This window comes from Catenulispora subtropica (assembly GCF_039531675.1).
Classification (GTDB): Bacteria; Actinomycetota; Actinomycetes; order Streptomycetales; family Catenulisporaceae; genus Catenulispora; species Catenulispora subtropica.
Genome location: NZ_BAAAQM010000017.1, coordinates 85,609 through 97,282 on the forward strand (window position 1 = coordinate 85,609; position 11,674 = coordinate 97,282).

Annotated in this window: 6 protein-coding genes; 3 read left to right on the forward strand and 3 right to left on the reverse strand. The window is 69.4% G+C overall.

What is annotated here, in order from left to right; all coding sequences use genetic code 11:
• Positions 1–103 precede the first annotated feature (103 nt).
• Both ABD466_RS16815 and ABD466_RS16820 read left to right on the forward strand, forming a co-directional pair.
• A complete protein-coding gene (locus tag ABD466_RS16815; protein WP_344657995.1) occupies positions 104–1,108 on the forward strand; it encodes an alpha/beta fold hydrolase in 1,005 nt (334 codons plus the stop codon).
• A gap of 151 nt (positions 1,109–1,259) precedes the next feature.
• Positions 1,260–3,464 carry a sensor domain-containing protein gene (locus ABD466_RS16820; protein ID WP_344657996.1) on the forward strand — a complete coding sequence of 735 codons (2,205 nt, stop codon included), beginning with the start codon at positions 1,260–1,262 and terminating at the stop codon, positions 3,462–3,464.
• Positions 3,465–3,781: 317 nt separating this feature from the next.
• Here the strand turns inward: ABD466_RS16820 and glgB are convergent, their stop codons facing one another.
• Positions 3,782–5,788: a 1,4-alpha-glucan branching protein GlgB gene (gene glgB / locus ABD466_RS16825; RefSeq protein ID WP_344657997.1), complete on the reverse strand. Its 2,007-nt coding sequence runs from the start codon at positions 5,786–5,788 to the stop codon at positions 3,782–3,784.
• On the reverse strand, positions 5,785–7,092 hold the full coding sequence (locus tag ABD466_RS16830; RefSeq protein WP_344657998.1) for a glycosyltransferase family 4 protein: 1,308 nt from the start codon (positions 7,090–7,092) through the stop codon (positions 5,785–5,787). Before ABD466_RS16830 ends, glgB begins: the two co-directional genes overlap by 4 nt.
• A 182-nt stretch (positions 7,093–7,274) precedes the next feature.
• Here ABD466_RS16830 and ABD466_RS16835 point away from each other — a divergent pair, with 182 nt between their 5' ends.
• Positions 7,275–9,935 carry an MGH1-like glycoside hydrolase domain-containing protein gene (locus ABD466_RS16835; RefSeq protein WP_344657999.1) on the forward strand — a complete coding sequence of 887 codons (2,661 nt, stop codon included), beginning with the start codon at positions 7,275–7,277 and terminating at the stop codon, positions 9,933–9,935.
• Positions 9,936–10,160: 225 nt separating this feature from the next.
• On the opposite strand, the gene ABD466_RS16840 is transcribed toward ABD466_RS16835, so the two are convergent.
• The gene (locus ABD466_RS16840; RefSeq protein ID WP_344658000.1) at positions 10,161–11,624 is read right to left on the reverse strand and encodes a non-reducing end alpha-L-arabinofuranosidase family hydrolase; all 1,464 of its coding nucleotides are present in this window, start codon (positions 11,622–11,624) and stop codon (positions 10,161–10,163) included.
• Positions 11,625–11,674 lie beyond the last annotated feature (50 nt).

The window sequence follows — 11,674 nt, forward strand, 5'->3', positions numbered from 1 at the left end:
AGTACCTATTGCATGACAGATTCCGCCCGCGGCCTCGGCTCGTAACGTCAAACCCGGTCGGAGCACGACGACCGGAAGACAGCCTACGATTAAGGGGTCTCATATGTTCGGCACCACCTCGATGCCACGGCGTCGGCGGACTGCGCTGGCAGCCATCGCGGTCAGCGCGGGGCTGCTGGCCGCCAGCGGTACCGCCGCCTCCGCCACGTCCGCCGTGTCGGGTCCCCCGGCCGCCGCGGCGGGGCCGCACGCCGGCGGAACGCCACTGCCGGGATTCCACGACGGGTACGCGAGCGACGACGGCATCCGGATCCACTACGTCACCGGCGGGCACGGCCCCGCGCTGGTACTGCTGCACGGCTGGCCGGAGACCTGGTACGCCTGGTCGGGCCTGATGCCGTCGCTGGCGCGCGACCACACCGTGATCGCGATCGACCTGCGCGGCCTCGGCGACTCCCAGCCGGCGTCCTCCGGCGCGGGATCATACGAGGCGCTGACGCTGGCCGACGACGTGCACGCCGTCGTCCGGCACCTGGGCTTCACCACCGCGCAGGTCGCCGGGCACGACTGGGGCGGCGCGGTCGCCCTCGCCTACGCGGTCGAGTACCGCACCGAGGTCACCGAACTGGCCGTCCTGGAGGCGCCGCCGACCGCCGACTACCTCAACCTCGTCCGTCAACGCCCGGGAGTCCTGTGGTGGGACTGGTTCGTCAACGGCCCGCAAGCCGGCGTCGCCGAACAACTCGTCGACCACGACCCGCGGGTCTTCTACACCTCGATCTACCGTGGCGCCCTGCCCGCCGCGACCGTCGACCGCTACCTCGCCTCCTACGGCCGCCCCGCCAACACCCACGCCGGCTTCGAGTACTTCCGCCAGCAGGACCAAGGCGAGCCCGCAGTCGACCAGCTCATCGCCCGAGACGGCAAGCTGACCATCCCGGTCCTCGGCGTCGGCGGCCAGAACAGCATGGGCGCCCAGATCGGCCAGGACCTGCCGCGCGTCGCCGAGCACTCCAGCACCGCCGTCGTCCCCGGCGCCGACCACTGGGTCATGGAGGAGCAGCCCGCCTTCGTTCTGCAGCTGCTGAACAGCTTCTTCAGGCGATGAGCCCGACCGCTACGCCGTCAGCCGCCGGAGCATCTCGTCCACGTCCCGAGAAGACGATCACAAGGGCATACCATGTAAAGGACTGTATGCATTGACGAGAGCAGCACATGGCGGCCTCGAACGGTCAGCCATGTGCGGATCGGCCGGCGCGATGTCCGTCGAGAAGAAGAAAGAGCCGGGTCCGGGCGCGGACCAGTCCGGACACGCCGGCGCCGCGCCCCGGCTCGGCGGAGACGAACTCGACCGTATCTGCCTGTACAACCTGCTGTCCACCTGCGCCGACACGATCTTCTTCAAGGACCGTGAATCCCGCTTCATCCGGGTCAGCCGCAGTCAGGCCGATCTCACCGGGGCCGCGAACCCGGAGGAGATGCTGGGGAAGACCGACTTCGACTATTTCAGCCCCGAGCACGCCGAGACGACCCTCCGGAACGAGCAACAGATCATCCGCACCGGCGTGCCGATGTTCGACGTCCACGAGACGAACGCCCTGCCCCACGCGGCCGGGCGGGTGCTCAGCAGCACCAAACAGGCGCTGCGCGACTTCGACGGGAAGATCATCGGCATCTTCGGCATCTCCCGTGACATCACCGCGCGCAAGACCACCGAGGCGCAGCTCCTGGCCAAGACGGCGGAACTCGACCGGATCAGCAAGGAGTTGCGGACCCTGCTGGAGTCCAGCCCCGACCCCATGGCCCGCTTCGATCGGCAGCTCCGCTACACCTACGCCAACGCCGCGGCCCAGATTCTCGCCGGCGTGCCCGAGAACGAGCTGGTCGGCCGCACCAACCGCGAACTCGGTCACCCGCAGAACTTCGTGCGCAAGTGGGAGCAGGCGCTGCGTGAGGTGCTGCGAACCGGGGTCGGCAGCGATGTGGAGTCCAACGTCCTCATCGCCGGCACCCGGCGCTATCTGCACATCCGGCTGATTCCGGAGAAGGACGCCGACGGCAGCGTGGTCAGCGTCCTGGCCGTCGGTCATGATCTGACCGACCGCAAACGGATCGAGGACGCCCTCGCCGACCAGGCGGTGCACGACCCGCTCACCCGGCTCGCCAACCGCGCGCTGCTCATCGACCGCATCGAACAGGCCCTGTCCCGGATCCACGCCCACGACGGCTGGCTGGCGGTGCTGTTCCTCGACCTCGACCGCTTCAAAGTCGTCAACGACAGCCTCGGGCACGCCGCCGGCGACGCCCTGCTCATCGCGACCGCCGCCCGGCTGCGCAGTGCGGTACGCCGCAGCGGCGACCTGGTCGCCCGCTTCGGCGGCGACGAGTTCGTCGTCCTGTGCGAACACGTTCACGGCCGCGAGGACGCGGCAGCGATGGCCGGGCGGATCTCCCGGGCGCTCGCCGCCCCCTTCGAACACGACGGTCAGCCGATCCACATCAGCGCGAGTATCGGCATCGCCATGACCTCGGACCCGACGACGACGGCGGACACCCTGCTGCGGGACGCGGACGCGGCCATGTTCCGGGTCAAGGCGCGCGGCCACCGGTCCGGCGGCTACCTCTTCTTCGACTCCAGCGTGCGCGAGCAGGTGGTCTCCCAGCTCTGGATCGAAGGCGAGCTGCGGCGGGCTCTCGACGAGGGGGAATTCCGCCTCGTCTACGAACCCGTTTACGACCTGCGTGAACGGCGGATCACGGGGATGGAGGCGCTGATCCGCTGGCAGCACCCTGAACGGGGCCTGCTGCCGCCGTCCACGTTCCTCGCGGTCGCCGAAGAGTGCAACCTGATCCTGCCCATCGGCCGGTGGGTCCTGCGCGAAGCATGCGGGCAGATGTCCGCCTGGAACCGGCTCCGGGACTCCGCACGGCCGCGGCTGACCATGGCGGTGAACCTGTCCCCGCGACAGTTCGACGACGACGGGCTGGTCACGTACATCTCGGACACGCTCCAGAGCACCGGGCTGCGGCCCGAGCAGTTGTGCCTCGAGGTGACGGAGACCGCCGTCCACGAGGCTCCCGAGTCCGCCCAGACCGTGCTGTCCCGGCTCTCAGAGCTCGGAGTGCAGATCGCGCTCGACGACTTCGGCACCGGCTACTCGTCCCTCGGCCACCTGCGGCGCATACCGGTCAACGTGCTGAAGATCGACCGCGCCTTCGTCAACGGCCTGGAGGACGATGACGGTGACGGTGACGCCGCGATCGTCACGGCCGTCATCACCATGGCCCACGCTCTCGGCATGACCACGATCGGCGAGGGCATCGAGAGCGAAGCCCAGTACGACCGCTTGCGGGCGCTCGGCTGCGATCAAGGGCAGGGCTATCTGTTCGCCGAACCGGTGTCCGCCGCGGCCTTCGAGGCTCTTCATCTCGGCGATGGCGGCGGGCCTGACAGGCGAGGATGACAGGATCGTCAAAAACCGCCGGCCTGGGTGAGAGGCCCGCCGCTCGATGAACGTGAGCAGCGCATCCGCCTTCTGCTCGACCAGGCTGTGGAACAGGCCTTCGCCGCCCTAGGCGGTCTACCCAGCGGATACGCGCACGGGCTGAGCCGCAAGTTGCAGACTGGGCGCCTGGCCGAAGCATTCATCTCGATGGTCACCTTCGGAGGTCAGCGCCAGCCTCCGATGCCAGCCGAGTACTGGACCCGCCTTCTTGCTGCAGCGGATCTCCTTGCCATGCCAGAAGACAACCAGCTTGAGCCCTACATAGTCGCATGCCGTCAGCGGCTCGAACAGCCGTCCTGAACACCGACATCCCATCGACGGCGTTTGGCAGATCCCAGTACGCCGGTCAGGCCGGCGCCCTGGGGCTCACTCGCTGTTCCTCCGCGACCGTGAACCGGTGACGTCGCAGAGCCCTGTCCGCGTCCGCCCCTGGCGCGCAGCTCACCGGCAAGCGACGGATGCCGTCCCGCCAGCCACACCACCGCCCCGGCTCCGACCGTCACCCGGGCCGAGGCCGGTTCGCCCGACCACGGCCGGCCGGTGGCGAGCACGGCCCCGAGGTTCCCGACGCCGTCACCGCCGTAAGCGGTCGCGTCGCTGTTGAGGACCTCGCGCCACGTTCCGGGCCAGGGCAGGCCGACGCGGTGGTCCCGGACCGGCGCTCCGGAGAAGTTGGCAACGCACACGAGCGCCGTGCCGTCGCCATAGCGTCCGAACCTGGCGAAGGCCAGCAGGTTCGCGTCGGCGTCGGAGACCAGCCAGCGGGTTCCCAGCGGGTCGGCGTCGCGGGTCCACAGTGCCGAGTTCTCGCGGTAGCAGGCGTTCGCGTCGGCCAGCAGCCGGGCCAGGCCGCGGGATTCCCCTTCGTCGGCGTCGGTCCAGTCCAATCCGCGTTCCTCGCTCCACTCGGCCCGCTGCCCGAATTCGCCGCCCATGAACAGCAGCTTCTTGCCGGGGAAGGCCCACTGGTACGCCAGCAGGCCGCGGAGGCCGCTCAGCTGTGTTCTGCGCCCGCCGGGTTGCTTGCCGGCCAGTGAGCGTTTGCCGTGCACGACCTCGTCATGCGACAGAGGCAACAGATAGTTCTCGCCGAACGCGTACGTCGAAGGCTGTGTCAGATCACGATGATGGTGGCGGCGGTGGACGGGATCTCGCACGACGTACCGCAGCGTGTCGTTCATCCAGCCCATGTTCCACTTCAGGTCGAACCCGAGGCCGCCCTCGGCAGTCGGCCGGGTCACCCCCGGCCACGCCGCCGACTCCTCGGCGATCATCGCCACGTCGGGGTGGCTGAGGTGGATCTCGTCGTTGAGTCTCCTCAGCAGTGAAGTGGCCTCCAAGTTCTCCGTGCCACCGTGAATGTTCGGCTCCCACTGGCCGGGCGCCCGCGAATAGTCCAGATGCAGCATCGACGAAACCGCGTCCACGCGGAGGCCGTCGGCGTGGAACTCCTCGATCCAGTACAGAGCCGAACCTATGAGGAAGTCGCGCACCTCCTGACGCCCGAAGTCGAAGATCAGACTCCCCCAGTCGGGATGCTCGCCGCGCCGGGGATCCGGATGCTCATAGAGGGCCGTCCCATCAAAGCGCGCCAGGGCCCACGCGTCCCGGGGGAAGTGCGCCGGGACCCAGTCGAACAGCACGCCGATCTCCGCCTGGTGAAGCCGGTCCACCAGGTGTCGCAGGTCGTCGGGATGCCCCAGCCGCGAGGTCGGGGCGAAGAAGCCGGTGGTCTGGTAGCCCCAGGATCCGCCGTACGGATGCTCCATCACCGGCAGGAACTCCACATGCGTGAAGCCGTGCTCGTGCACGTAGTCCACCAGTTCCGAGGCCAGGTCCCAGTACGAACGCCCGGGTCGCCACGACGGCAGGTGCGCCTCGTAGACCGACATCGGCAGCGCCACGAGTTCTCCGGCCGCCTCCCGGCGCGCCTTCAGCCAATCAGCGTCCTGCCACTGGTACGACGAGGCGAAGATCCGCGAGGCGTCCGCCGGCGGCGTCTCGGTGTGGAACGCCACCGGATCGGCCTTCAGCCGCCACACCCCGTCGGCGCACAGCACGCGGTATTTGTACCGGTCCCACTGCCCGGCGCCCTCGGCGAAGCCGTGCCAGCAGCCGGTCCGATCGTCGCGGCTCAGCTCCGCGGCACGGTGCGGATCCCAGTCGTTGAAGTCGCCGGCCACCTGCACGCGCCGCGCGTTCGGCGCCCACACCCCGAAGCGGGCTCCGTCCGGCTCCAGGTGGGCGCCGAACCGGTCCCAGTAGCGAGGCCCGCCGGTCAAGCCGCCAGCCCCGCCGACACCAGCAGGTTGCCCTCCGGTATGGCGATCGGCCGTTGCCGCGACCGCCACAGGTCCTCCGGTCCGGCGGGCACGGCCGGCGCCCCGTCGACGGCGGCCGCGTAGGCCGCCGCGGTCTGCTCCCCCACCGTCGGCCAGCCGTAGCGGCGGCGCACCATCGCCTTCGCCGTGACCACCATCCGGCGCGCGCCGGGGCGGTCCGCCAGCAGCGTGGACACCGACTGTGCCAACGCCCCCTCGTCGCGCGCCGGGAACGTCACGCCCGTGACGCCCGGCTCGACGATCTCGGCGAGGCCGCCGGTCGCCGAGACGGCCAGCGGGGCGCCGGCCGCGGCGGCCTCCAACGCCACCATGCCGAACGGCTCGTACAGGCTCGGCACGACCATCGCGTCGGTGGCGGCCATCGTGGCCGACAGGTCGGCGCCGACGAATCCGCCGAAGCTGACCGCCTGCTCCAGCCCCAGCCGGTGGGACAGGTCCTCCAGCTCGCCGCGGTTCGGGCCGTCACCGCAGATCACCGCGCGCAGCCCGGGATGGGCGCGGCGCAGCTCGGGCAGCGCGTACAGCAGGTGCTGGACGCCCTTCTCGTGGACCAGGCGGCCCGCGAAACCCACCAGCGGGCCGCTGCCCGCGTACTTCGCGCGTGCCAGGCCCACCTGCTTGGGGGTGGCTCGCCAGCGCGGCATGTCGACGCCGTTGGGGATGGCGTCGATCTTCTCCGTCGGCACGTCGAGCAGTACTGAGACTTCTCGGCGCATGTACTGGGAGCAGACCAGCACGCGGGAGGCTTCTTGGGCCAGCCAGCACTCGATGGAGTGGATGCCGCGGCTCAGGTCGCCGGGCAGCCAGCCCTGGTGGCGGCCGGCCTCGGTGGCGTGGACGGTGGCCACCATCGGGATGCCGAGGTGTTCCTTGACGGTGACGGCGGCGTGGGTGACCAGCCAGTCGTGGGCGTGGACGAGTTCGAAGCCCTCGCCGCGGGCGGCGTGCAGCGCGGTGCGGGTCAGGGTGTGGTTGAAGGCGACGGCCCAGGCCAGCAGGTGCTCGGTGTCCAGCGGGATGACCGGCGGGTCCTGCGGTGCCCGGACCACGCGCACCCCGTCGACGACCTCGTCCAGCGGCGCGCCGGGGGCGTGGCGGGTGGCCACGGTGACGTCGTGCCCGGCACGCGCCAGGGTGGTGGCGAGGGCGTGGACATGCCGTCCGAGGCCGCCGACCATGACCGGCGGGTACTCCCAGGAGAGCATGAGGACCTTCCTCTTGCGGAACGGTGTCGTCGCGGTCATCGGTTCGCCTCCTCGTCAGGGATCACGGATGCCGTCCGCTCAAGGCGTGTTCCCGGCTGTGCGACCAGCATCGCGCCCGGAGATTGCACGCATGTTGCACTGGTGAGGCCGTAGTGTTCGGGATTCGCGAGTATGGGCTGTTCGGAAACAGGCCGAAATCACAGGGGTCCACACTGGGCCGCATGGAAGACGCCGAGCGGATCCGCCTGAGCGCCGCCGACGCCGAGGGCGACGCCCGCGTGCCCTGGCGGGAATGGGGCCCGTACCTCGCCGAGCGCGCGTGGGGGACGGTCCGCGAGGACTACTCCGAAGGCGGCACCGCCTGGGACTACTTCCCGCACGATCATGCCCGGTCGCGTGCCTATCGCTGGAACGAGGACGGCCTCGGCGGGATCTGTGACGAACTGCAGCGGTTCTGCTTCGCGCTCGCGTTCTGGAACGGCGTGGATCCGATCCTCAAGGAGCGGCTGTTCGGGGTCAGCGGCCGGGAGGGCAACCACGGCGAGGACGTCAAGGAGTACTGGTGGTTTCTGGACTCCACGCCCACCCACTCGTGGATGCGGTGGCGGTATCACTACCCACAGCGCGAGTTCCCGTATCACGAACTGCTGGACACCGCGCGCAAGCTGGGCGGCGCCGACCCCGAATACGAGCTCGTGGACACCGGGATCTTCGACGACGACCGGTATTGGGCGATCACCGCCGACTACGCGAAGGCCGGGCCGCACGACATGTGCATCCGGGTGCGCGTGGAGAACATGGGCCCGGAGCCGGCGACGCTGCAGGTGCTGCCGACCCTGTGGTTCCGCAACACGTGGTCCTGGGGGCTGCCGGACCGCGACGCCGTGCCGAGGATCACGGTCCACGGCGCGCGGCTCGCCGGCGAGCACGAGCATCTCAGGCCGCTGTCACTGGTGGGCGAGGGCAGCCCGGAGGTGCTGGTCTGCGACAACGAGACCAACAGCGAGCGGCTGTGGGGCTACGGCGGCTACAGCCGGTTCCCCAAGGACGGGATCAACGACCACGTCGTCGACGGCGCCGCGACCGTCAACCCCGACCGCGTGGGCACCAAGGCGGCGCTGCGGTATGTGCTGACCGTACCGGCGTGGAAGTCGGCGGAGATCCGGCTGCGGCTGCGGATGGCGGGCCCCGACGTCCCGAAGCTGACCCGCGCCAGGCTCCTGGGCCGCGGGTTCGACGCGGTGATGGAGCAGCGCGAACAGGAAGCCGACGAGTTCTTCGCGGCACTGACCCCACCCTCCTGCACCGACGACGAGGCCATGGTGCTGCGCCAGGCCGTCGGCGGCCTGATGTGGTCCAAGCAGTTCTACCACTACAACGTGCCGCGCTGGCTGGACCACGATCCCGGCCACGCGGCACCGGTCGGCGGCACGGCGCGGCGCAACGCGCACTGGTGGCACATGTCGGCCCGCGACGTCATCGCGATGCCGGACACCTGGGAGTACCCGTGGTTCGCCGCCTGGGATCTGGCCTTCCACGCGGTCGCTCTGGCGCGGGTGGACCCGGGCTTCGCCAAGCAGCAGCTGCACCTCCTCCTGCGCGACTGGTACCTGCATCCCAGCGGCCAGATGCCCGCGTACGAGTGGAACTTCGGCGACGTGAACCCACCGGTCCACGCCTGGGCCGCGCTCCAGGTCTTCGCAGCGGACGGCGGCCGCGACTTCGCCTTCCTCAAGCGCGTCTTCCACCGGTTGCTGCTGAACTTCACCTGGTGGGTCAACCGCCTGGACGCCGACGGCAAGAACGTCTTCGAGGGCGGATTCCTGGGCCTGGACAACATCGGCCCGTTCGACCGCAGCGCCGGCGTCCCGTCCGGCGGGCAGCTGGAGCAGAGCGACGGCACGGCCTGGATGGCTCTGTTCACGCTCACGATGATGGACATGGCGCTGGTCCTGGCGAACGAGGACAGCGCGTACGGCGAGATGGTCACCAAGTTCTTCGAGCACTTCGCCCTCATCGTCGAGGCGGCCAACACCCAGGGCCTGTGGAACGAAGAGGACGGCTTCTACTACGACGTGATCCGCGTCCCGGGCCAAGAGGGCGTACCGCTGCGCGTCCGCTCGGTGGTCGGCCTGCTGCCGCTGAGCGCCACCGCCACGGTGTCGTCAGCGGCCCTGGCGGCGATCCCGGAGCTGGAACAGCGCGTGGCCTGGTACCGGACCAACAAGCCGCACTACGCCGACGTGCTGCACGGCCGCATGATGCCGGCCAGCGACCTCCGCCTGTTGACCATGGTCCGCCACGACCAGTTCCCGCGCCTGCTGGAGCGGATGCTCGACGAGGACGAGTTCCTGTCCGCACACGGCCTCAGGGCCCTGTCACGAGCCCACCTCGCCTCCCCCTTCACGGTCCGCCTCGGCGAGACCGACTACAGCGTCGGCTACGAACCGGCCGAATCCCGCTCGACCCTGTTCGGCGGCAACTCCAACTGGCGCGGCCCGATCTGGTTCCCGGTGAACTACATGCTCATCGACGCCCTGGACCGCCACCACCGCTTCTTCGGCGACCGCCTGCGCGTCCCCTATCCGACCCACTCCGCACCACACGCGGCCCCAAGCCGCGAGGCAACCCTCGGCGAGATAGCCGACGACCTGTCACGCCGGCTGGTGTCCCTGTTCCTCAACGACGCCGACGGCCGCAGACCGGTGTTCGGCCAGACCGAACTGTTCCAGAAGAACCCGGACTGGCACGATCTCATCCCCTTCCACGAGTACTTCCACGGGGACACCGGCGCCGGCCTCGGCGCCTCTCACCAGACAGGTTGGACCGCGCTGGTGATCAACCTGATCCTGCGACAGTCTTCGTTCAGTACACCGGCGTAGATCTTGTCGCGCGCCGACATCCCCTCCGGTGCTCAGCCGCCGAAGACACCACCCGAGAACTCCGACTGGAGCTCCTCGCCCCCTTGCTCGGCGTGAAATCCGAGACGGAACCACGGCAACCGCTCGTGTCAGGGGCCTGGCACGCCGACCTGCTGGATCGGGGAGGGACCCCGCCGCTGAACGGCTGGATCCCTCCCCCGGACGGTGTCGGTCAGGTGGAGCCGGCTAGCGTTGCAGAGTCAGCAGGCCCGGCCGCCAAGGCAGCTGGTCGTACGGCCCGCCGGCGCTGGGGTTCTTGCCCTGGTAGAGGAACTGCAGGTTGCAGGGGTCGATCGTCATGGTCTGGTCCGGGTTGTTGCGGACCAGGTCACCGTGGCTGATGTCGTTGGTCCAGGTGGCGCCGCTGTTGGCCTTGCCCGCGAAGGGGTTGCTCTCGCTGGCGGCCTGCGGAGTCCACGAGCCGCTCAGGCTGGTGGCCGTGAACGAGCGGAAGTAGCGCCCGTTCGCGCCCATCGCCTCGACGATCATCAGGTACTGGTCCTGGCCCTGGACCTTGTAGACCTGGACCGCCTCGAACAGGTTGGCCTGGGAGTCGCTCATCACCGTCGTGTACGACGAGCCGAAGCTGCCCGGGAAGTTCCCGATCGGCATGCTCGCCCGGTAGATGCTGCCGTTGTCACCGGCGAAGAACAAGTACATGTTCGTACCGTCGCCGATCAGCGTCTGGTCGATCGGGCCGGTGCCGGAGTTGGGGATGCTGCCGGTGAACAGCGGCTGCGGCGCGGACCAGCCGTTGGGGTTGGTGGGGTCGCTCGACGTGCGGTAGATGAACGGCCAGGCACCCCACTGGTAGGCCAGCACCCAGATGTTCTTCGGCGCGAAGTAGAACAGCGTCGGCGCCACCGCGGCCTGGCTCATCCCCGTCTGACCGGCCGAGGCCATGTCCGACCAGTTCGTGAAAGGAGCGAAGGCCATCGAGCCGTACGACGATCCGGAGACGTTCGAGGCGTAAACGACGTGCTTGCCGTTGTAGACGACGTCGGTGAAGTCCTTGAGCGAGACCCACCCGTTCGCCGGGTTGGCCAGCTGGCCCGTCGACGTCCAGTGGTACGTCGACGGAAGCGAGCAACCGCCTCCCCCGGTCGTGCTCGTGGTCGTGGTCGGCGACGTCGGCGGGGGCGTGGGCGACAGGCCCGTCCACTTCTGGTTGCCACCACCGTTGCACGTCCAGATCTCCACCGCGGTGGCGTTGGCCGTAGCGGCACCCGTGACGTCCAGGCAGAGCCCGGACTGAACCCCGACCACGGTGCCGTCGGAGTTCACCCGCCACTGCTGGTTGGCTCCGCCGTTACAGGTCCAGATCTCCACCCGGGTCCCGGCTGTGGTCGCCTGGTGAGGCACGTCCAGGCACTTGCTGCCGTACACGGTCAACTGACCGCCGGCCGTCAGCGTCCACTGCTGGTTCGCGCCCCCGGAGCAGTCATAGATCTGCAGGTAGGTGCCATCGGTCTGGCTGGCGTTCGGTACATCCAGGCACCGGCCCGACGCGACACCGCGCAGCGCCCCGGTGACGTCGGCCCGAGCCGGGCCCGCCCCCACCGTGACCGCGAACGCCACCACGGCCAGCGCCAGGGCGGTGAGCGCGGCGATCAGCGATCGACTTCGGCGGCTGATACTCCCACTGTTCATTCCGACCTTCTCCCGCTCAGCAGGTGTTACCGTTAACATTCGTCGCGTCA